Origin of the sequence: Methanosarcina sp. WWM596, from assembly GCF_000969965.1 — an archaeon.
GTDB lineage: Archaea > Halobacteriota > Methanosarcinia > Methanosarcinales > Methanosarcinaceae > Methanosarcina.
On the sequence record NZ_CP009503.1, the window covers coordinates 1,812,463 to 1,833,333 of the forward strand.

At 41.2% G+C, this 20,871-nt stretch carries 22 protein-coding genes; 18 read left to right on the forward strand and 4 right to left on the reverse strand.

Annotated elements, in window-relative coordinates:
• Nucleotides 1–152: 152 nt before the first annotated feature.
• On the reverse strand, nucleotides 153–1,535 hold the full coding sequence (locus MSWHS_RS08010; protein ID WP_048128112.1) for an ATP-binding protein: 1,383 nt from the start codon (nucleotides 1,533–1,535) through the stop codon (nucleotides 153–155).
• Nucleotides 1,536–1,881: 346 nt separating this feature from the next.
• Between MSWHS_RS08010 and MSWHS_RS08015 the strand changes: the two genes are divergently transcribed.
• The 6 genes from MSWHS_RS08015 to MSWHS_RS08030 all read left to right on the forward strand — a co-directional run bounded on the left by MSWHS_RS08015 (nucleotide 1,882) and on the right by MSWHS_RS08030 (nucleotide 7,272).
• Nucleotides 1,882–3,804 (forward strand): M3 family oligoendopeptidase, encoded by a 1,923-nt coding sequence (locus MSWHS_RS08015; protein WP_231585647.1) that lies wholly within the window; start codon nucleotides 1,882–1,884, stop codon nucleotides 3,802–3,804.
• 489 nt (nucleotides 3,805–4,293) lie between these two features.
• Entirely contained in the window at nucleotides 4,294–4,698 is a 405-nt protein-coding gene (locus MSWHS_RS21355; protein ID WP_052722654.1) for a polysaccharide biosynthesis C-terminal domain-containing protein, read from the forward strand.
• 8 nt (nucleotides 4,699–4,706) lie between these two features.
• Nucleotides 4,707–4,868 carry a hypothetical protein gene (locus tag MSWHS_RS21360; protein ID WP_231585648.1) on the forward strand — a complete coding sequence of 54 codons (162 nt, stop codon included), beginning with the start codon at nucleotides 4,707–4,709 and terminating at the stop codon, nucleotides 4,866–4,868.
• Nucleotides 4,869–5,061: 193 nt separating this feature from the next.
• Nucleotides 5,062–6,228, forward strand: coding sequence for an ATP-grasp domain-containing protein (locus tag MSWHS_RS08025; protein WP_231585649.1), 1,167 nt, complete (start codon nucleotides 5,062–5,064; stop codon nucleotides 6,226–6,228).
• Nucleotides 6,229–6,465: 237 nt separating this feature from the next.
• Nucleotides 6,466–6,606, forward strand: coding sequence for a hypothetical protein (locus MSWHS_RS20160; protein ID WP_197074045.1), 141 nt, complete (start codon nucleotides 6,466–6,468; stop codon nucleotides 6,604–6,606).
• Between the two features lie 27 nt (nucleotides 6,607–6,633).
• Nucleotides 6,634–7,272 (forward strand): fasciclin domain-containing protein, encoded by a 639-nt coding sequence (locus MSWHS_RS08030; RefSeq protein ID WP_197074046.1) that lies wholly within the window; start codon nucleotides 6,634–6,636, stop codon nucleotides 7,270–7,272.
• A 105-nt stretch (nucleotides 7,273–7,377) separates the two neighbouring features.
• On the opposite strand, the gene MSWHS_RS08035 is transcribed toward MSWHS_RS08030, so the two are convergent.
• Nucleotides 7,378–7,740: an STAS/SEC14 domain-containing protein gene (locus tag MSWHS_RS08035; RefSeq protein ID WP_048128108.1), complete on the reverse strand. Its 363-nt coding sequence runs from the start codon at nucleotides 7,738–7,740 to the stop codon at nucleotides 7,378–7,380.
• A 180-nt stretch (nucleotides 7,741–7,920) separates the two neighbouring features.
• Here MSWHS_RS08035 and MSWHS_RS08040 point away from each other — a divergent pair, with 180 nt between their 5' ends.
• The 5 genes from MSWHS_RS08040 to MSWHS_RS21370 all read left to right on the forward strand — a co-directional run bounded on the left by MSWHS_RS08040 (nucleotide 7,921) and on the right by MSWHS_RS21370 (nucleotide 11,838).
• Nucleotides 7,921–9,618 (forward strand): SulP family inorganic anion transporter, encoded by a 1,698-nt coding sequence (locus MSWHS_RS08040; RefSeq protein ID WP_048158911.1) that lies wholly within the window; start codon nucleotides 7,921–7,923, stop codon nucleotides 9,616–9,618.
• 397 nt (nucleotides 9,619–10,015) lie between these two features.
• Nucleotides 10,016–10,786, forward strand: coding sequence for an ABC transporter ATP-binding protein (locus MSWHS_RS08045; protein ID WP_231585650.1), 771 nt, complete (start codon nucleotides 10,016–10,018; stop codon nucleotides 10,784–10,786).
• Nucleotides 10,787–10,804: 18 nt separating this feature from the next.
• Nucleotides 10,805–10,999, forward strand: coding sequence for a DUF4162 domain-containing protein (locus MSWHS_RS21365; RefSeq protein WP_231585651.1), 195 nt, complete (start codon nucleotides 10,805–10,807; stop codon nucleotides 10,997–10,999).
• A gap of 3 nt (nucleotides 11,000–11,002) precedes the next feature.
• A complete protein-coding gene (locus MSWHS_RS08050; protein WP_231585652.1) occupies nucleotides 11,003–11,560 on the forward strand; it encodes an ABC transporter permease in 558 nt (185 codons plus the stop codon).
• Complete coding sequence (locus MSWHS_RS21370) at nucleotides 11,548–11,838, forward strand: ABC transporter permease (protein WP_231585653.1); 291 nt, start codon at nucleotides 11,548–11,550, stop codon at nucleotides 11,836–11,838. The genes MSWHS_RS08050 and MSWHS_RS21370 overlap by 13 nt, the downstream gene beginning before the upstream one ends.
• 1,154 nt (nucleotides 11,839–12,992) lie before the next feature.
• Here MSWHS_RS21370 and MSWHS_RS08060 read toward each other — a convergent pair.
• Entirely contained in the window at nucleotides 12,993–14,126 is a 1,134-nt protein-coding gene (locus MSWHS_RS08060; protein WP_082088100.1) for a tetratricopeptide repeat protein, read from the reverse strand.
• 576 nt (nucleotides 14,127–14,702) lie between these two features.
• On the opposite strand from MSWHS_RS08060, the gene MSWHS_RS21965 reads away from it, so the two are divergent.
• From MSWHS_RS21965 to MSWHS_RS20910, 7 genes are all read left to right on the forward strand, one after another.
• Complete coding sequence (locus MSWHS_RS21965; protein ID WP_255350459.1) at nucleotides 14,703–14,825, forward strand: hypothetical protein; 123 nt, start codon at nucleotides 14,703–14,705, stop codon at nucleotides 14,823–14,825.
• Nucleotides 14,822–15,034 carry a hypothetical protein gene (locus MSWHS_RS20905; protein ID WP_048158912.1) on the forward strand — a complete coding sequence of 71 codons (213 nt, stop codon included), beginning with the start codon at nucleotides 14,822–14,824 and terminating at the stop codon, nucleotides 15,032–15,034. Before MSWHS_RS21965 ends, MSWHS_RS20905 begins: the two co-directional genes overlap by 4 nt.
• A 196-nt stretch (nucleotides 15,035–15,230) precedes the next feature.
• On the forward strand, nucleotides 15,231–15,419 hold the full coding sequence (tnpA, locus tag MSWHS_RS21375; protein WP_231585654.1) for an IS200/IS605 family transposase: 189 nt from the start codon (nucleotides 15,231–15,233) through the stop codon (nucleotides 15,417–15,419).
• 107 nt (nucleotides 15,420–15,526) lie between these two features.
• Nucleotides 15,527–15,637, forward strand: a complete 111-nt coding sequence (locus MSWHS_RS19155) for a zinc ribbon domain-containing protein (RefSeq protein WP_082088339.1) — start codon at nucleotides 15,527–15,529, stop codon at nucleotides 15,635–15,637.
• A gap of 917 nt (nucleotides 15,638–16,554) precedes the next feature.
• Nucleotides 16,555–17,961: a glutamate decarboxylase gene (locus MSWHS_RS08075; protein WP_048128101.1), complete on the forward strand. Its 1,407-nt coding sequence runs from the start codon at nucleotides 16,555–16,557 to the stop codon at nucleotides 17,959–17,961.
• Between the two features lie 78 nt (nucleotides 17,962–18,039).
• On the forward strand, nucleotides 18,040–18,354 hold the full coding sequence (locus MSWHS_RS08080) for a hypothetical protein (protein ID WP_048128099.1): 315 nt from the start codon (nucleotides 18,040–18,042) through the stop codon (nucleotides 18,352–18,354).
• Between the two features lie 335 nt (nucleotides 18,355–18,689).
• Entirely contained in the window at nucleotides 18,690–18,830 is a 141-nt protein-coding gene (locus MSWHS_RS20910) for a hypothetical protein (protein WP_197074047.1), read from the forward strand.
• 769 nt (nucleotides 18,831–19,599) lie between these two features.
• On the opposite strand, the gene MSWHS_RS08090 is transcribed toward MSWHS_RS20910, so the two are convergent.
• Entirely contained in the window at nucleotides 19,600–20,496 is an 897-nt protein-coding gene (locus tag MSWHS_RS08090) for a right-handed parallel beta-helix repeat-containing protein (protein WP_048128095.1), read from the reverse strand.
• Nucleotides 20,497–20,871: the final 375 nt, after the last annotated feature.

Consider the following 20,871-nt stretch of genomic DNA (forward strand, 5'->3'; position numbering starts at 1 on the left):
AATAGCTCACTAATTAATGAATTCATCCTTTTTGAAGTTCAGTGCTGAGGATTCAATTAGAGGAAATGAAAATTTTCAACAGAGAGCCGTGAAGCAGGAAGCCCGTCATTTAAATTATGGGTAGTTCACATAACTGGCATATGTTTCTTTTTTCACTGAAAAACAACTTTTTCAAGCTGATTTCCATCAATCAAAGTAATTTTTTCAGCAGTAGCCAGTTCAATCAAATCTTCATCAAACCCGCTTAAACTGACCAGTAGATAGTGCTCTTTCCTGTTTTCAGATCCCCATTTAACTTTTTTAGATTTCTTTTTCAGATCGTTTAAGACCTTAAAACCCATTTTTCTGGTGGTGTACTTTACCTCCCCAAAAAGAATTTCATCTGCTTTTTCATTTACTGCCACAAGGTCTATTTCTTCTCCGGCTTTCCACCAGCTTCCCATTTTTTCGAACTCCATTGGAAGCAGGTTTCTGTGTTCCCTCAGGATTTCAAACATGATGGTTTCAAATGCGGGGCCGAGATATCGAGGAAATTCGCTTTTGATTTTGTCCAGGACAAAATCCTGTTCTCCGAGTTCGACATGTTCGAGGTTTGGGAAAACAAACCTGAAGTAGAACCTGAAGTAGTTGTCCTTTATTTTGTAGATTCCACTTCTGGACTTTATGCTCTCGGTTACAGGGATGATCCTTTCGATGATGTCCAGGTCCTGAAGCACCTGAAGGTATTTGCCGACCACGCCTTTTGAAAGGCCTGTGTCGTTTATGATTTTTCCGGAAGTGGCGTTCCCAAAGGCAATTGAGCGAATGATCGAAAAATAATACCTGGGTTCCCTGAGTTCTTCCCTGAGGATGAATTCAGCGTCTTTGTAAAGAAACTCTTCCTTTTGCAAAATCCTGATTTTTATGGTTTCGAAAATATTACCTTCATATTCAAGCAGGTAAGCAGGTGTGCCGCCGAACACAGCGTAAATTTCAATCAGGTCTTTCAGGCCAGAGCCTGGAAAGAAGTCCTTCAGGCTCAGGAATTTCAAGGGTAGCAGGTTGAGTTGTTTTGTTCGCCTGCCGTAGAGGGGAGAAGAGTAGTTGAAAAACTGTTTCTCCATCATTGCAATCGAAGAGCCGCAGACAAAGATCTTGCTCTTTGTGCTTTTGATTTTATGATCCCAGTAGTCCTGCAAAACTGAAGATATGGAGCTTTCCGTACTGGCCATATAAGGGAATTCATCGAGGATAAGTACAAGTTCCTGTTTCTCCGAAAAATAGTGGAAAGCTTCGTCCACGCTTCTGAAAGGAAAACGTGCAAGCCTCTCGTCTCTTAGCTTTTTGGCAGTGATTGAGGAAAGTCTATCGAGCATATCATAAGGTGCTTCAAGCCTTCCCACAAAGTAGATTGCATCAGCTCTTTCTTTTAAGATCTGCTTCATAAGCTCGGTTTTCCCAACCCTGCGCCTGCCGTAAAGGACAAAGAACTCTGCACGCGGGCTCTGGAGGGTATTTTTCAGGATTTCAAGTTCTTGCTTGCGGTTTATGAACATATTTTACTGCCTTTTCAGGGTTATCTCTTGATTAGTATACTGTTGAGTAACTTACTTTATTATATACTAATTCGTACTTAAAGCTTTGTTTAGTGTATTATAGAGTAACTTACTTTACTATACACTTATTTTATACCATCCAGATATCTCTTAACCGGGCTCTTAAACGGATTTTATGAGAATATTTTTTAAACAGCAGGTTCATATTCATTAGTCTCGATATATTCGCAGTCAGATGTATGTGTTTTCAGTAATAGGCTAATAGTAGTAGGCTAATAGTAACCGGAGGGTAGCGGTTTTATGGGACAAAAGTTAATTAAGCGGTTCAGTTATCCCGGAGTATTAATTGGTTTTTACAGTCTTTTCAGGGTGTGGGACTTCCGGAAAAGCAGAGAAGTCTTCCATAAGCACAGGAGAGAGTCACATGTTTAAAGAGCTTAACCTTGATGAAGTTACCACAGAATGGAACAATTCTTATCTTTTCAGTAGTAGGGAAGATGCCTTAGAAAAGCTCGGGGCATTAAAAAAGAGTTCGGAACAAATAAACGAAACTTATCGTCCTGAATTTGAAAACCTGTCCGGGACTGCTTTACTCAGATACCTGGAAGCTGAAAAAGAGTTTTCAAGATCTATTGATATTCTCTACACCTATGCATACACTCAGCTCACCAAGAATGTGAATGATAAGTTCTTCATTTCTCTTCTATCGGATACTCAGGATCTGATTACCGAATATAAAAAGGTTAACGCCTTTGCAACCGTGAAACTGACCTCACTCAATAAGGGGGATTGGGATCGGCTCTTTTCCGAAGAACCCAAACTTGAGGTATACAGAGCTTATCTTGAAGCGACCTATATGAGGTTTGCAGAGCACAGGCCAGCGGATGAAGCTCAGGCTGTCTATCTTGCAGAGCTCGAAAATCAGCGCATGAAACTGGAGACTGATGCTCTTTCAAAAATCACCAATAAAGTTACCATGGCAGGAAGTATAACTCTTGAGAACGGGGAAGAGTTTTTAGTAAATTCCCAGTCTTACAATATCCTGCTTTCAACAGACCAGAATCGGGAAAACAGGAAAAGATGTTATGATCAAAGGTTTTACCATCTGATAAATGAGTCCGATTCAATGGCTTCTCTCTATTCGGAAAAAGCCCGACTTGATGACCTTGCTGCAGGCCAACTAAACTACCCGGACTCTTACGAATCCAGTCTGTACAACCTTTATCTCACAAAAAATCAGGTTGAGGATATGAATACGGTTTTTAAGGAGAGAAAAGCCGTATTTGAAGCTTATAATGAGTTCAGGAAGAAAAAGCTAGGGTTTGAGACCCTCAGGCCGTATGACCTTATGCTACAGTTGACAGGTCAAGGTCAACCTGCTAAAAGTTATACTTACATAGATGCTGTACAGGAGATCCAGAAATCCTATGCCGGGATGGACCCCCGCTTCAACGAAATTTTCTTAAAAACAGTAACCGGAAATTTCATAGACGTATATCCTGCACCTGAAAACGGAAAACAGCCCGGAGGTTACTGTTACGGGCTCTTTGCTCTGAAGGCTCCGGCTCTGATTTTTATGAACTACAACGGCATTATCAGTGACCAGAAGACTCTTACTCATGAGCTCGGGCACGGAATTAATTTCTATCTGATGGGTAATTCCGTGGATTATCTCTACTGCACAGGCCAGATATATGAAATGGAGGTCCCATCCACTTTCAACGAAGAACTCTTTGTTGATTATGTGGTCGAAAACTTGGATAAGGAAACCGCAGTTGCCGTGCTTGCCCAGCATATAGGGGAATACCAGAACTACTTTACCCGCCAGCCAATGATCACAGAATTCGAATATAAGGCCCACCAGCTCTGTGCTGAAAAAAGCAATGAAAACGGAATTGTCAATGGAGCAGAACTCAATGCCCTCTGGACAGCTCTCTCTAAAGAATACAGGAGTGACTCAGTAGAATATTACGCTGAAGATTCTGCGGAATGGACCTACATTAACCACATCTACCTGACAAATAACTACTATACTTTCAACTATGCGATATCAAAGGCAATAACTCTCGCCCTCTTCAAGCAGTACAGGGAAGGGCCGGAAACCTTTAACAAAAACTACATCTCCTACCTCTCTGCAGGTTCGACAATGCCTCCTGAAGAAAAACTCAAGAAATATTTCGGGATCGAAATCAACAGGCAGCTCTTTGAAGATGCCATGTACGTTGTGGAATTAAGAATTCAGGAACTGAATAAACTGGAAAATGGATGATGAACCTTAATTTCTCAGCCTTTTTTCCCTTTACTTATTTTTTGATGGTTCCGGATAAATCGTTTGATTTTTGATGGTTCCGGATAAATCGGTTGATTTTTGATGGTTCCGGATAAACCGGTTGATATATTCAGAATACTCAAAGCTGGAATCTTTAACGCCCTTGAGGAATTCCTTTGCGGGTAGGGCTTTGATAGGAAAGACTATCAATCAGCATTTTGAAAAGCATCTCGTTTTGTATATAAAAGGGATCGAACCAATAGAAGCTCCTAAAAGTTGCGATTACATTGATGTCTGTTATCTTCATGCCTGGAGCGCAATTATAACCAATGTATTCCACTTATTGCCTGGTTTCGATGAAGCTGTCCTTCTGGAATTAATGAGCATTGTCTTTCTTTTCGGTTCGTGCTTTTTTTATTCTGCAGCCTACCGTCCACGGACGCGCTTGTCTTCCTCCCGGAAGTGTTTACAACATTCACGTTTCCTTTAATGTCTAAATATTTTAAGTGCCTGTTTGCAGCAGGTCTGCTGATTGCAGTCCTGGTAACCTTTGCTTCAGAGAAAATCATTCTGACCTTCTACAGCCCTGAATATCGGAAATCAGTAATTGCGTTGCAGATCCTTATCTGGGCAACAGCCATCACGTTCCAAAGTGTTCTTATCAGTTCGACACGCGTTTCAAGCGGAAACCAGCAGATAATCTCAAAAACAGCCATCTTAGCAGCATTCTTGAACGTATTTTTAAACCTGGTCCTGATTCCTTCAAATAGCTATGTAGGTGCTGCTGTCGCCACCGTACTTTCAGTATTAGGGTCTATTATGTTCGGGCTTTTCTGGATTCGTAAAAATCTTTTACATGAAAATTCGCTCAAAGTAGCCGTTTCTCCCTTATAGGCGCAGGCATGATATCTCTGCTCGTTCCCCTGTTAAGTCCATATACGGATATCCTCATCCTCAGTGCTGCCTCTGTCCCTGTTTTTGCTGTAGTCCTTTATATTACTGGCTGGATAGACTCCAATGACAAAAACATTCTCTTAAAACTAATTTCCCGCAACACATCCTGATACAAAGAGATGAAGAGATTTCTAATAGCGCCAAAATAAATATTACTAACCTCTTTTATTATCCGGGTTCAGATTTCTTCGGGTTCAGATTTCTTCGGGTTCAGATTTCTCCGGGTTCATGTTTCCAGGTTCAACAATCATAAAAAAGGTTAGAAAAATGTTAATACTCGATCACCCCTACGTATCTGAATTTTTGAAAGATACTGCTGCAGAAATGCAGATTCCTGTTCTAAAAAATGAAATGGCAGCTGGAATTGATGTGGAAAAAAGGCTGAAGCTTCTTGAAGAAGCCGAGTTTATCGAATTAATAAAAGAAGAGGGCGAATACGCCCTTTATTCCAATTCCGAAAATTCTATTGGTTGGATATCGGAAAATTTGGGTTTTACAGAGCTACCTGAGAAAATAGAGCTTTTCAAGAGCAAAATCAAATTCAGAAAACTGCTGGAAAGAATATACCCTGACTTTTATTTCCAGGGTGTTGAGTTTGAAAAGCTGGACGAAATTCGGGTTGAGGAGATTAAAAAACCTTTCATCATAAAGCCTGATGTAGGTTTTTTCAGCCTCGGAGTGTACAAGGTTTCGACCGACGAAGAATGGGAACCAGTCCTCTGGCGTATAAAAGCCGAAGTCGAGGAAGTTAAAGGACGCTATCCGGTTCAGGTGCTTGATACCGGGAACTTCATTATCGAAGAAAATATTAAAGGAGAAGAATTTGCGGTTGACGCTTACTTCAACCGCGCGGGAAAGCCTGTAGTCCTCGATATCTTGAAGCATATCTTTTCCTCGGAAAACGATGTAAGTGATAGGGTATACTTTACTTCGAAAGCTATTATAGAAAATTACAGGGAAACTGTTGAAGATCTTTTAAAAGAAATAGGAAAGCTTGCTGGGCTCAGGAATTTCCCTCTCCATATGGAACTGAGAGTAGGAAAAGACAGGAGAATCCAGATAATAGAACTGAATCCGATCCGCTTTGCGGGCTGGTGCACAACGGATATTGCACATTTTGCCTATGGAATTAACACCTACAGGTATTTCTTTGAGCAGCTTGAACCGAACTGGAATAAGGTTCTTGCAGGAAAGGAAGGGAAGAGTTTCTGCCTTGTGATATTGAATAAGCCTGCAGAAATTAATTCAAAAGCGGTACAAACCTTCGATTACGAAAAACTGCTTTCAGACTTTGAAAAGCCTCTTGAACTCAGGAAAACTGACCATGAGAAATACGGGCTCTTCGGGTATGTGTTTACGGAAACCAGAGACAGCAACTGGGTAGAGATCAAGAGGATTCTGAAATCTGATTTAAGGGAGTATATCTCTTTTAAAGAAATAGCATCTGATGTTCCGATGCTCAAAGATTAATAATAATTGAAAGCATCGATGAATTCAAAAATTCAGACCGGTTCAGACAAAATTTTACTTTTTTAATTCCATTTTTGAAGAGGGTTTGGAGGAGAAGTAGCAACGTGTGAGAGAAAAATTATATAAAGGCCCATCTATATTATTCATAGGGGATATATTACCAAATGTATGTATGAATGAAAGGGGGATGAAGTTATCGGGAAAATAAAATTTTTCGGTTCTGTGCTTATTATAGTGATGCTTGTCACACTAATATTATTTGCCTCCGGTTGTTCTCAAAAAGCACCAGAGAATGAAACTAAAAAAGTGGTAAATGAAAGCGAGAACTTAACAAAAAAAGCTGAAAATATAGGTGAAAACCTAACAAAGAAAACTTAAAATGAACCTCTATAAATAAAGAGAGGGATGGGATCAAAGGGGGATGAAATTATCAAGGGGGATGAGATTATCGGGAAAATAAAACTTTTCGGTTCTGTGCTTATTGCAATGATGCTTATTTCATTAGTGTTATTCGCTTCCGGCTGTTCTCAAAAGGCACCAGAGAACGAAACTAAAAAAGTGGTAAATGAAAGCGAGAATTTAACAAAAGAAGCTGAAGGTGTTCCACAAGAAATTTTAAATGTCGTGGAAAAAAGTGATAGGAACATTGTGCAAACGTTAGCTGACAGAAACTTCGCAACTCTGGTTGAGCTTATCAACGTTGCGGGGCTTGAGATGACTCTGGCTGAGGATGGAATTTATACTGTTTTTGCTCCAACTGATGAAGCTTTTGACCAACTTCCTGTAAATGCGGTTCCTGCGCTTGAGAACAATACCCAGGAACTGAATAAAGTCTTAACCTACCATGTTGTTGCTGGGAAAATACTGATGAAAAATGATATTGAAAACATGACAAGTATCAAGACACTTGAAGGAAGAGAACTCGCTGTCAATGTGACAGCCAATGGCATTCAGGTTGGAGGCGCAAACATAACAGAAGCGGACATCCTGACCAGCAATGGGGTAATTCATCAAATAGATAAGGTGTTAATCCCACCGCAGTGAAGTGGAAATTACGAGCTTCTCTATGAAGATGACTACAAACAGAGAAACTCTGGAGTCGTAAGAGAAGCTTTCATATTTTTTTTCATTACTTTATTTTTCCTGTTTTCATTCACTGATCCAGATCTTTGCTTCAGGAAACTCTTCATTTCTAAAGGTTTTCACCGGACATGGAATAACAAACTTAAATATTTTAACTGCATCAATTATCCAGTCCACGTCTGAGATAACTGCGATCTTTTCAAATGCAGTGAGGTGCCATATTCCAACCTTGGCATCGTCCCACATGGCATCATGGGTAAAACCTGTGAAATTCTGGCCCAATTGATAGAGCATACGAATCTTCCCGTACTTTCGTATTTTGTCCTCGATTGCAGGAATCAATACCTTTTCATAATCTTCTCTAGTTACCTTACCACTTGCAATAGCTGCAACGACGTTTTCCGGCAAATCCGGTATAATCTCTATCATTTTGCTCCCCTTTTCTATTCTGCTTCATTTAATTACGATACAAAACCAATCTAATTTATTGATCCTTATAAATATAACTTTAACTCGAAAACGTATACTGATTAAAAGCCAATAGATGAATTATGATTGAAACATGAATTCAAATCCATAAATATTTTTTATTAGGAGATTAAAGCGAATATGGCACCTGCACAAAATCCTAAAAGGTTCCTTCACTTCCCCCTCTTCCAGGGAGCATTACCCTCCAACCCTAAACAAATACCCCTGGAAATCACTGCAGGGATCGCATTCGCAGCATTTGCTATTCCTGAGGTTATGGGGTACACTAAGATTGCAGGTATGCCCTTAGTTACCGGGATCTACACAATCCTGCTTCCAATGCTAGCCTTTGCCATTTTCGGGTCATCCCGACATCTTGTAGTCGGAGCTGACTCTGCAACTGCGGCGATTATAGCGAGTGGACTGATAACAATAGCAGTGCCAGAATCTCCTCAATATATTGCATATGCAGGCATGATCGCTCTACTTGTAGCAATCTTTCTTCTTCTTGCAGGCTTGCTACAACTCGGTTTTCTAGCTGATTTCCTTTCTCACCCGGTCCTGATAGGATTTCTTACCGGTGTTGGCATCAGTATCTCGATCTCACAGCTTGGTGGGATGTTTGGGATATCCACAGGGTCATCTGGAACATTTATGCAGCTTGCGTCTTTATTGAGAGACCTGTCTCTTACAAATATTCCCACACTCATAGTCTCGTTATCCGTAATCGGGATTATTATTCTTAGCGAAAGGATTGGAAGCAAAGTTCCAGGTGCACTAATAGCAATCATCGGGGCAATTACTGCAAGCTGGATGTTCGATTTTTCTTTTTACGGGATTAACATCCTTGATACAGTACCCGGAGGTTTGCCTCATCTATCTTTTCCTCAAGTCCCACTTTCTGATATCCCAAAACTCCTTAACATCTCAGTAGCCTGTTTTATTATCATCCTTGCCCAGAGTGCTGCAACGTCCCGGGCTTATGCTATGAAGTTTTCCGACACATTCAATGAGAATTCAGATCTCATCGGATTGAGCCTCGCTAATGCAGCAGCAGGGATATCAGGCACTTTCGTGGTCAACGGCAGCCCGACCAAGACCGAGATGGTCAGAAGTGCCGGAGGGCGTACCCAGCTGACTCAGCTCACAACAGTCTTCATAGTCCTGATAGTTCTTATGTTCTTTACAAGGCCATTTGCCTATTTGCCCACAGCCGTACTTTCATCGGTGGTATTCCTAATTGGCCTGCGACTTATCGATACTGAAGGGATGACCGCTCTTCACAGACAGCGCCCTGTCGAATTCAATGTCGCCCTGATAACAGCTATGACGGTCGTAGTTATAGGCGTCGAGCAGGGAATAGTGATAGCTATTTTACTCTCGATCATTGCTCACCTGCGCCACAGTTACAGACCTCTTAACCTGCTGCTTGTTCCAAAACCCGGAGGAGCCATGAGGGCAGTTCCACTTGAAAAAGGACAGCAAGCTGTTGAAGGCCTGTTGATCTATCGTTTTGGTTCAAATCTCTACTTTGCTAACGAAAACCGTTTCACAAAAGAAATAATTGAACTTGCCAAAAAAGATGGCTCACTTAAGTGGTTTTGCATTTCTGCAACGAACATTGGAGATATAGATTTCACCGCTATAGAGGCGTTAAAAAATGTATGCATTCAGCTGCAAAAACTGGGTGTTACTCTTGTATTAAGTGAAGTGGTGCGGCCTGTAATTAATGAGCTGGATAGGGACGGCATAACCAAAATGATTGGTAGGGACCATATCTTTGAGTCAGTCCAGGATGTCATAGAAGCTTACAAGAACTCAACAGATGGTTTACGCTAACTCTAAAGATTCCATTTTTTTATTCCCTGGCAGCATACCTGAAGTTCTGCAAATTGAACAACAGATAATCCGGCTCATCCATCATGTACAAATTATTCTGCTGATCTGTTTGATTTCTCTTTGTCCTCCGGAGCAATTAATTTTTGCTGCCTTTCTTTAGCCAGGCTTATGAAAAGAACGATTTGCCAAAATGTTGGTGGTTCCCGATTATGCGGTTGATATTATTCGGAATATCCGGCTGAATTTCTTGTTTTTCTATTCTACTCCTTACAGGGCTGAACTTGTCTCACCTGCAACTCAAAAAGTAACAGGAGAATTCATACCGTCACTATATAAATTGAGTTCAGAAATGTCTTCCTTCTCCGAAGACTGTTTCCCTTAACCTCGGGAACCTCTTTTGAATTCACATATAAATATAAGCGCCTCCGCCAGCTTATCTGGTGGCCTTGCAAAGAAGAGAGAAAGTGTAAAAATTTTTGATCCGGAGGCAAACTTCTCATTTTTAGGGCCAAATGGGGCAGGGAAAAGTACTGTAATCAATATTCTGACGACCCTTTTGCCAATCCAGAAAGGGAGCGTAAGGATTGCAGGGTTTGATGTGAAAACCGACCCTGAAAAGATAAGGGAATCTATAGGAATTGTCTTTCAGGAACTGACCCTTGACAGGGATATGACTGTGAGGGAGATTCTGGAGTACCATGGAAGACTCTATTCCATGCCGAAAGCTGCAAGGCAGGAAAGGATTGAGGAGTTGATTAAACTGGTCGAGCTTGAAGGAAAGCGGGATACTCTTACAAGGCACCTCAGCGGTGGGATGAAGCGCAGGCTTGAGATTGCGAGGGGGCTTATGACCCACCCACAAGTGCTTTTTATGGACGAGCCTACAATCGGGCTTGACCCTCAGACAAGGATAAGGATCTGGGAATATGTGAAGGATATCAACCGGCAGGGCACAACCATTTTCCTGACAACCCATTATATGGACGAAGCTGACAAGCTCAGTGACAGGATAAGCATCATAGACCACGGGAAAATTATTGTAACGGGCAAGCCCTGGAAATTAAAAAACGCCCTTGGTGAAGACCTTATTTACCTTGAAACCAGCGACAATGCTGTTGCTTCAGGTTTGCTCAAAGGGCTTTCCAGCGTAAAAGGTATCAGGAAATAAACAAAGGGAATTGTTGTCATGGTCAATGAGGACGGCACCTATCTGCTGCCTGAGATCATGGATATACTTCGAAACGGGGGGATCAGGGTTAAGGCTGTAAACCTCAAAAAACCTTCAATGGATGATGTTTTTGTCCACTACACCGGCAGGGAGTTCAGGGACGAGGGGGCAGAGAATGGGTCGGTGGCAATCGTGTGGGCACGGAGGCGCTAAAAGATGCACACGGGTTTTCTTACCATTTACTGGCGGGACATGCTCAGGTTTGTCAGGTTCAGGACCCTCCTGTTTGCGTCTCTTGTCCAGCCGGCACTCTGGCTTGCCTTTTTCGGGATTGCGATGTCCAACAACTTTGATCGGTTGACTGCAACTCTCCCGGTCCTTCCTGGAGTCAGGACTGTCGGCTACCTGACCTTCATAGGAGCAGGCGTTATTGCAATGACCACACTTTTTACAAGCCTGTTCGGAGGAACAGTGCTGCTTTTTGACAAAAACTGGGGGCTCATGCGTGAAACCCTTTCAAGTCCGATTCCAAGAATTCATGTGATAATAGGTATAGGGCTTTCCGGCATGACCAAGTCCTTTATTCAGGCATCCGTTATCATGATATTCGGGCTCTTGCTCGGGGTCCAGTTTTTTGAAGGATACCCTCCGGTGCAGATCCTTTACTCTCTGGCCGGGATCATGGTTTTTGTAGGCACGTTTTCCCTCGGATTTCTTTTCCTTTCGGCTGCAATCGCAATAACCATGGAAAGCCCCGAGGGATGCAGGCAGTAATAACCTTGCTTACCATGCCTTTCTTTTTCACAAGCAATGCACTTTATCCTGTAGACTCTTTCCCGCCTGTGCTCCGCGCTCTGTCCACAATCAACCCACTCACTCATCTTGTCAGTGGGATCAGGTATTTTGCAATCGGAAGCGATTTTTCTGCAATTGGGATCCGTTATACTTACACACAGGGAGAGATCTTTATTTCCTATTTTGCCCTGCTGGCTTTTGCAGGAATAATGTTTTTGATTGCAAGGTGGAGATTCAGTAAGGTCACTGTTACATAATTTGGTTTCATGATGCGATTAAATGATTCAGTTACATGATCCGGTAAAATGATTCAGTTGCATTATTTACATCTTTCAGGCTTTTTCTCCTGAATTCTTTTTTCAGGTCTTTCATTTAAGATATTTTTTAACTCCTAACTTGTTTTCAGGAATTTTGTTTCCAGAAATATATTCCCTTTCCTCCCGAAAAAATGGCAAAATCATTAACATCTACTCGAGCGCTGGAAAAGAAAGGTTTATTTTTTCCTTTCATTTCTCTATTCCTTTCATTTTACCTTGTGGACCTGATTCAGGGTTTTTTAGTCTCGTTTCCACTGTTGATTCTCAGAAATTGTTAGCTTTATATCTGATCAAACCAGCTATCGAATGTAGCAGTATTCCGGTAAAAGCCATAAAAATCCCAATGAAAGTCAGCAGCGACATCAAAACAGCAGACTCGAGATTAAAACTTCCGCCAGGATAAAAGGGTTGCACATCATTAAGGTATATATACAACCCGACTGCTACAAGAGTGAAACCTGGCAGAGTAAAGTAATACAGAGGACTATTGAACTCCATGTCGTTAAAAATGTTTAACAGGACATTCGGACCGTGCCTTAGAGGATTTTCCGTCGGGCAATTTATATCACACACTTGAGCCACATTTTGAAGCGTAAGATCACCTTCAAGGTCATCAAAAAATTTTTGCAAACTTATATAATTGGACTAATTTTCTGGATGAAGATACTTCAAAATATAAAAATCCATCTGAAAGAATCCGATGTGAATAAAAATAGATAAACCGGAGAACAAAGACGAGCGCAGAAATAAGACGAGTGCAAAAATAAGACGAGTGCAAAAATAAGACGAGCGCAGAAATCACTGTTCTGGTGCTTTCTTTCATATTTTCTTACTTTTAGTGGTTCTAATTCAATCTGGTTTCTCCAAAAAAATAATTCTGGTTTAACTGTAGAATAGATCTCACTAAACAGAGTGCAGGAAAATCTTTCTCCTGGCCAATGGCATAAAAACTATATTATAAAAAAATTGAATCCGGTAATATCTAATTCTTGTCCTTGCAGGAGAGGATATATTTTCCAGCCTTATAGAACAGATTAACCATATACTCTAAGCAGGTGGTTAAGCATCTAACCAAAATATGAACGGATTGAAAATTACTTTTTTCTCTCCCGTCCTTTACTCATGTTTTTCTCAGTCTTCTCTTCTTTTGGCTCTTTCCTTGTCCATTCACTTTTTTTAGGTCTCTCTCCTCTCTGCTTTCTCCCCTGACCCCAACTTTTCTTCATTATCTCGCTTGTTGGTTCCTTCCTTGTCCATACACTTCTGCTTACTTTCGGCCTTCCCTCTTCTCTTTCCTCTTCGTCTTCCTCTTCATTCAGGTCGAATCCGAGTTTTGAGCTCAAGGAATTTCTGGCTTTTCGAGCTTCGGCATAGTCCGGATTAATCCTGAGAGCTCTTTCAAGAGCTCCAAAAGCTTCTTCATTTTTTTCCAGGCCGGAGAGTGCCATACCTTTACAGTACCAGGCTTCCGCAAAATTGGGCTTTATTGAGATGGCCTGACTGCAGGGCCCAAGCGCTTTTTTATGTTTACCGAGCTTGAGATGGACAAGGCTTTTTCCGACCCATGTCTTTGCATTGTCAGGGTTTATTTTGAGGGCGGCATCGTAGGCTATTAAGGCTTCCACATGTCTGTCCAGGCTGTAGAGAGCAAAGCCTTTGCCTTCCCAGGCTCGGGAAAGGTTCGGGTTTATTTTGAGGGCGGTATCATAAGCCGTTATGGCTTCTTCGTATTTGCCGAGGTCAGCGAGGGCAGAGCCTTTTGCGTGCCAGGCACCTGCAAGTTTGGGATTGGCTGCAAGGGCTTTTTCAGAGGCTGCAAGGGCTTTTTCGTGCTGTCCGAGCCTGCAGTGGACTAAGGTTTTAAGGTTCCAGGTCTTGTCGCTGTTTGGCTTGATTTCAAGCAGCCTGTCAAAAGCCTGCAGGGCATCTTCATCCCTGTTGAGCTGAAGAAGTGTGAAACCTTTTTCGTAAAGGTAGGCAGGATTCTCAGGTTCGATTTCAAGAGCTTTTTCAAAGGCTTTCAGGGAATCCCTGTACATTCTGTGCCTTAGAAACACTGCGGCTTTACCTGCCCAGGCGGTTGCATCCTCAGGGTTTTTCTTAAGGGTTTTCTCATAAGGCTTAAGTGCTTTATTCAGGCGGTCATAGGCTGTGCCACCGGCATTATCAGCTCTGCCTGCACCTTTGGTTTTGCCTGTCTTTCCTACTTTTCTAAAATCATTTGCCATAGTATCAGTTCCGTGTAATTCGGTTTAGAGTAACTCTTTTTGTGATGAGAATTCGGTACACACCCAACCTCCCCTGATGGGCGGCAAATTCTCCGAGAAATCTTATTCCAAACTCCGTTCTCTTATTTCAAACTGCTCCTGTTAACTTATAAAGGTCGAAAATGTCAGATATGGATAGATAATTATCCTGTAAAATAAAGAGGTAAAGCCCAATATTAAATGCGCCCTGATATAAACCTGTACCAAGATTCTCTTGAAAGTGATACAATAATTCAAAAACAGCCGCCTAAGGAAGAAATCATATTGACATCATAGAAAAACGTCCCTGAGGGGAATGAATTGATAATGAACAAAACTGATTACCCTGGAAATTGCCCCCTATCCCGAGTAGCTTTTATCATATCATCCCTGACAAAAGGGTTTCTCTATTTGAAAGGTTTATTGAAACCCGACTCGGGAGTAAAAGCTGTACATGGAAATTAATCCTGTCGCCCGAGACAGTAGTATCCTCACGTATCGAAGCGTTGAAGAAACGTTATTCAGAACTTTGGATTTCCAGGGAAGAACTCATCGCGCATGCACAGGACCTCGCACGCCACAGTCCTCGCCGTTGTAATTGCCTTTCTCTTAAACGAACCCACAATGGTTACTCTAATCGTGGGGAAAGAAGCCGGGCAGGTAGTCTCCCCGGATATTTGAATAACTTAAAAGATCAAACGCCTTCTACTCTCTATAGACCTGTAATCAAAGTCTGGGCAGGGAATGAAGAGCACACTGTGTTGATGGATGCAGCAGTTACTCCAGCCTGCATTTTTAACTCTAAGGCGGGAAGTCCCTTTCCTCGACAGCCGAAGGCTGGCAGGTGGGGGATGAAAGCCATCAACTTCTACAAAACAACAGTAACATAATTATTTATATTTATAAGTATATCAATATGGTTATAACTATGCAGTATAAACTGTATCTTGGAAATCATTCTGTGTATTTACTCTATTCTCATTTCATTCAGTGTGTGAAATATAGGAGAAAAGCTCTAACGAACCCTTTAGTTGTTGATTTTCTCAAAACAAAAATCCATAGATAAGTGAAACATTCGATGTTGAAGTGCTGAATATCGAGTGTGATAAAGAACACTTTCATTTATTATTTTCAGCAAAACCTTCGCTTGATATTCCAAAGTATATTAACACCATCAAGACAATAACTTCAAGGGAGATTCGCAAGAATTTTCCAGAAGTAAAAACTATGTTATGGAAAGATACGTTCTGGTCAAGATCGTATTTTATCGCATAAACAGGGCAAGTAACCTTAGATATACTGAAGCAATATGTGGATAACCAGGGCAAATATGCATCTGACGAAGAAGATAAAGATCAATCCAACTGAAGAAAAGACAAGATATGCCTCTTTGGGAAAGAACTATGAAATGTGATTGTGGAAACGTAATTGATAGGGATAGAAATAGTGCTATCAACATCATGAAGCGATTCTTATCACAAAATGTTTTGTAGACAGGCTATCAGAAAGATTCTGATAATCTTCGACAAACAGGATTACAGATGGATAATTTCATTATGCAAATATCCAGGTGACGTAATCACTCGAAGGAAGCTCCGTCCTCGCTTTCATCAGAAAGCAGGGCGGGGTAGTTCACTAACGCAGAGTTTTTGAAGGCTGATCCTGGCAGAATAAAAGCTATTTCCCTTAGCCATGGGCATCCGGATTATTTTTCTCGGGCTTGTAGAGCTTTTGAAATTTGTAAGTAAAGAGCAGAATAAAGAAGTCCCGTTTTTTCTTCATCCCGATACCTTTCTTGAACGCTGTTTCAACATTTCTTTAATCGGGCACACTGTCATGTTTTGCTATTTTTTTATTTTTGTATTTTTAATATGTTATGCGACTTTTGATTTTTGGGTTTATTTCTAATATTTTATCAACCTGTATCCGCAAACGTTTGAGAAAAACAATAGTTTTATGTTGGTAAGATTATAAATAATATATTTGTCATGATGTAGCAAGAATATCAATGAAAGTATTAAATATCAGCTGGTAGTATAGATAAGTGTCTCTACACGACAGACACAAACCTTAAATCGCCTCCTAAATCGTTGAAAGCACCTGAAACTCCTTTTTTACCCCTGCCTGATTTTTACAGGCAGAGGTCAAGGGTGCCAACTCATTTCTGTGATTACCATAAAGTCTCTTCAGGGAGTTTTTATTTAAAAATCACAATTGCTATCGAAATGAAAACAGTGTTATGGAAATTTTCTCAATAACAAAATAAATTAGACGGTTATTATAAAAAGGAATGGAGATAATTAATTAGAAACCCAAACTCGTCTTTCAGCAGCTTTGTATTTTTCGTTTTTTTCAAAGTAAGCCGGGAAGACAGAGGAGTTTGTTACTGTATCTGTGGGGGGTTAAAGTTATGATTTCAAGGAAAATGAATCTGGAAAGTATGGATGAGTCTAAAAAATACCGTGTTGGAGCATACAGTGCTAGGTATGTCCCAAAAACAGGAGAAAAAGGTATTCCAAAGTATGAATTTCCCGAGGATGGTATGAGCCCGAGGGCAGCTTATCAACTGGTACATGATGAGCAGAGCCTCGACGGCAATCCTTTCCTTAATCTGGCAAGCTTTGTCAACACATGGATGGAACCGGAAGCAGATAAGCTTGTTATGGAAAATATTAGCAAAAATATCATAGATGTTTTCGAATATCCCCAAACTTCCAGAGTTATTCACCACAATATTGTGAATATGCTCGGGCGCCTTTTTAATGGCCATCGCACCGATTTTGTGGGCACGTCAACCGCCGGCTCTTCAGAAGCTATAATGCTGGGATTGCTGGCTCATAAATGGAACTGGAAAAAATCTGAGCGAGGTACGGATAAACCAAACATAATTTTCGGAAACGATGCTCACGTTTGCTGGGATAAGTTTGCCAGGTACTTTGATGTTGATGCCAGAAAAGTTCCTATAGATAAAGATAGGCGCACAATCACGGCTGAAGCTGTCGCAGAAAGGATTGACGAGAACACAATCTGTGTCGGTTGCGTCCTGGGGACAACCTTTACAGGAGAAATAGATCCTGTAAAAGACATTAACGATTTACTTCTGGAATATGAAAAAGAAAAAGGCTGGGACATACCTATCCATATCGATGCTGCAAGTGGCGGCTTCATATTGCCTTTTACCGAACCGAATTTTGAGTGGGACTTCAGGCTGGAAAGAGTAAAATCCATAAATGTTTCAGGGCATAAGTACGGATTGACTTATCCGGGCCTTGGCTGGCTGATCTTCCGTAATAAAAATGCCCTCCCCGAAGACCTGATTTTCCATGTAAACTACCTTGGGGAAATGGAAGATTCGTACACCCTGAACTTTTCAGGAGGCAGTGCAATGGTTGCGGCTCAATATTACAATTTTTTAAGGTTCGGAAGAGCTGGCTATACCGGAATAATGAAAAAAATCCTTGACGTTTCCCAGGATCTCGCAAAGAAGGTTGACAGTCTGGGCCGTTTCGAAATGCTGAACAAAGGAGAACGGCTCCCTATAATTGCTTTCAGACAAAAAGAGGAGACTGGCTATTCCCTGCTCCAGCTCTCACACAAATTGAGGGAAAGGGGCTGGATAGTCCCTGCCTACTGTCTCCCGGAAAATGCGGCGGATATCGAGATAATGCGCATAGTCGTAAGAGAAAACTTTACTCCGGACATGGCAACAATTATAGTCGAAGACCTCGAAAAAGCCTGCCAATTCCTTGAAAATGGAACTGAATCCGGGATAGAAAAACCGTGCCCGTCAGAAAAAGGGATGGCACATATTTGTTGAAAAGTTGCATTTCAAGCAGCTTGTTTAGATAAATCAGCCCTTGTACCAATAAAAGATTAACAGTCGACGCAGCGAAGTATGATCAATATTCCACACAAACTTCCTGCTTTGATAGTTGCCTGTGGAAAATACGTGAGTCAACTACCCACTAAATCTGGAGATTTAACAGATTTCCTGCTGAAGGTTTATGAATCGATTTCCGACCGCAATGAAAGCCATACTGATTTTTGGTATCGGCTGCGCCAGGGCAATGAAGCCTTTGAAGCCTTTGAAGCCTTTGAAGCCTTTGAAGCCTTTGAAGACGGCACTATCAATTATCTCAGCATACCTGCCCTGGAAATTGGAATGAAACACATAGAAAGGATTCACGGCCCATCCGTAATTGAGAAGTGAGGGGAGACAATTGCTTTTAACCTCATCCATGTAGATGAAACACCTCTTGATTGCCAGATGGCACAGGACGCAGCAAATAAGGCAGATATCTCTTTAAAACTGGCTGCTTCTGTAATCCTGGAGACGGGGAGCTCAAAGGGGACCATAAGCAGAAAGAACGAATGAAATTTGCCCGGGATTCTGTATGGAGATCAGGGAAAAATTCACTCAATACTGAAAGGAAGAATGAAAAAACAGCGAAATGGATAAACGGGCATAAAATTTTTTAGGGGGTTTTCCAGATAACCAAACCTCCTTAGCAATCCTGAATTCCAGGCTGTTAAGCCTTTTATCCTGTGCCGCAAAAAGCCTTTCAGCCGGCCTGCAACAGCCTGCATTTCCGTTCCAGCTCCCACCCCCTTCTTATTCTTACCAAGGTGGACAAATCCTGGGAGGGGCTTTCCCATGCCCTGACGTCTGGAGGCGCTCCTTTGTAGCTGATATGGTATTCGTCCTGTACCCACTCCCCTATGTTTTCTATTGAATTATTAATTACTCCACCAAACGGAATAACGGCTCATCTGAAGTAACGGCTCATCTGAAGTAACGGCTCATCTGAAGTAACGGCTCATCTGAAGTAACGGCTCATCTGAAGTAACGGCTCATCTGAAGTAACGGCTCATTTGAAGTAACGGCTCATTTGAAGTAACGGCTCATTTGAGGTAACGGCTCATTTGAAGTAACGGCTCATTTGAAGTAACGGCTTATTTGAAGTAACGGTTCATCTGAAGGAATACTGTTTTATTAAGGTATTTTGGATAGTTTCCAAAGATGGGGATAGGAAATACCTGGCTATAGATATACTGAATATGCAGGAAGAGAAGAGTTGTCAAGGAAAGCCTGGAAAATTGGATACCACAGGGAATTAAACAGTTTTGTGGAGTAGAACGCTTTCAGGCAAGGAGAAATTGTGTGCAGAGAGCACGTATTATGATAGCAATAAGAGCATTTCTAAGATTTGAAATACAAAGAATGAGAACATGTAGTGGTTTGAAACAAAGTGGAGCATTACAGGAAATGCTGTTAATAAATTCCTGAGAAAACCAGATTATTCCTTAGTGTATATTTCTTAAAAATTGTGTAAACTTAAAAGTTAACTGCATAGCAGGCAACCACATAAGTTTTAATCTTAATATATGTTCAGGAAAATGAATTGGATTGGCTCTCAGTTCATTAACTGAGAGTTTTCCAATTAATAAAGTTTCCTTATCCACAATTTACAATTTTGTTATCGTGGATATTTACATTGCTTTCTTGTGTGTTTAAATGTACTATTGCAGGGGCAGCTAAGTCATGGAAATGGTTTCCAGAAGCTTCTATGTTCTTAAGAGTTCCCTGTAATTCCAGGCCTGCATATCCGCCGCCGGATGTGGTACATTCGTTGTTTTTCATGACTCCATCGGTAACGGAATCGAACCGAACGGATGAATTAGTCCTGTTAATGAATTTAGAATTCTTAACTGTAATGCCATTTACATGATAGGCATATACGCCGTCATGTCCACATTTGTTTACGGTTACCGTATCTATCATTACGTTGCTGGACTTTGAAATCAGCATAGCATCATTACATCCGTTCTGGAATGTAACTTTCTGAATTGTTAATCCATTGCAATTTACTATAGTTGCCATGTTATAACAGGAAGTTCCAAGCTTGACACCAGAATAATAGTCACTCTGACTACCATCAACCGTCAAGTTTCTTATTGTAACATCAGTTGCAGAACTGCCTCTAATCATAAGCATAGCTTTCTTTCCTGCAATACTACTCTCACGCCCACCCCATACTGGTAGTCCTGGGGCAAGTTTAAGTGTTACACCGGAATCTCCTTCAAGGGTTGTAGCGCTACCTATCAGAAGTGAATCGCCTATAACATATGTGAATGGGCCTTTAAGGTGGACAGTTGTGCCTGGATTATTTGCTGCATATTCCAGCGCCTGGTTAATCTGGACGTGATCGTCTTTTCCGTCACAGTTGTAGTCTCCGCTTCCATCTCCGGCAACAGTTATAGTTTTTGTGTCCTGACCGCCTAATACAGTGGGTAAAGTAGTTAAAATAAGGCAGGTTACCAGGAATAGGGTTCCTAGCTGTCTTCTTAGCATCGTATCACCTTTGGGTTGGATTTTTATAGGGATTTAAGTAAAATCAACATTTATAGGGTAATTCTATATATTTCCCCTAATATTCTCTTAAAATTTTATATTACGTACTCGTAATACTTCTTTTCCGATCTATCTAATTAGATTAGGTTAGATTATCTAATCAGGTCGGTTCTATGCTGTTATTCAAAATATCATATTACGTCTGCGTAATATTTTTGAACCTATCCAATTCGGTTCTCTGCGATTTATGTGGGGCGGACACGTTGCACACAGAGTCTCCACTCTCCAATTACTTTCTAGGAACCAGTCACTGGAGGTGGCCAGATGTTAGAAGTTTTGGCTTCTACTGCTCAAAATTTGCTACTGACCATGGGA

Coding starts and splice junctions, on each gene's coding strand:
- MSWHS_RS08035 (WP_048128108.1), bottom strand. CDS start 7,740: ATGATAGAGATTATACCGGATTTGCCGGAAAACGTCGTTGCAGCTATT.
- MSWHS_RS08030 (WP_197074046.1), top strand. CDS start 6,634: ATGGGATCAAAGGGGGATGAAATTATCAAGGGGGATGAGATTATCGGG.
- MSWHS_RS21365 (WP_231585651.1), top strand. CDS start 10,805: ATGGTCAATGAGGACGGCACCTATCTGCTGCCTGAGATCATGGATATA.
- MSWHS_RS21360 (WP_231585648.1), top strand. CDS start 4,707: ATGATATCTCTGCTCGTTCCCCTGTTAAGTCCATATACGGATATCCTC.
- MSWHS_RS20160 (WP_197074045.1), top strand. CDS start 6,466: ATGCTTGTCACACTAATATTATTTGCCTCCGGTTGTTCTCAAAAAGCA.
- MSWHS_RS19155 (WP_082088339.1), top strand. CDS start 15,527: ATGCCTCTTTGGGAAAGAACTATGAAATGTGATTGTGGAAACGTAATT.
- MSWHS_RS08010 (WP_048128112.1), bottom strand. CDS start 1,535: ATGTTCATAAACCGCAAGCAAGAACTTGAAATCCTGAAAAATACCCTC.
- MSWHS_RS08080 (WP_048128099.1), top strand. CDS start 18,040: ATGATCAATATTCCACACAAACTTCCTGCTTTGATAGTTGCCTGTGGA.
- MSWHS_RS08060 (WP_082088100.1), bottom strand. CDS start 14,126: ATGGCAAATGATTTTAGAAAAGTAGGAAAGACAGGCAAAACCAAAGGT.
- MSWHS_RS21355 (WP_052722654.1), top strand. CDS start 4,294: ATGTCTAAATATTTTAAGTGCCTGTTTGCAGCAGGTCTGCTGATTGCA.
- MSWHS_RS08050 (WP_231585652.1), top strand. CDS start 11,003: ATGCACACGGGTTTTCTTACCATTTACTGGCGGGACATGCTCAGGTTT.
- MSWHS_RS08075 (WP_048128101.1), top strand. CDS start 16,555: ATGATTTCAAGGAAAATGAATCTGGAAAGTATGGATGAGTCTAAAAAA.
- MSWHS_RS21370 (WP_231585653.1), top strand. CDS start 11,548: ATGCAGGCAGTAATAACCTTGCTTACCATGCCTTTCTTTTTCACAAGC.
- MSWHS_RS08090 (WP_048128095.1), bottom strand. CDS start 20,496: ATGCTAAGAAGACAGCTAGGAACCCTATTCCTGGTAACCTGCCTTATT.
- MSWHS_RS08040 (WP_048158911.1), top strand. CDS start 7,921: ATGGCACCTGCACAAAATCCTAAAAGGTTCCTTCACTTCCCCCTCTTC.
- MSWHS_RS21965 (WP_255350459.1), top strand. CDS start 14,703: ATGCACAGGACCTCGCACGCCACAGTCCTCGCCGTTGTAATTGCCTTT.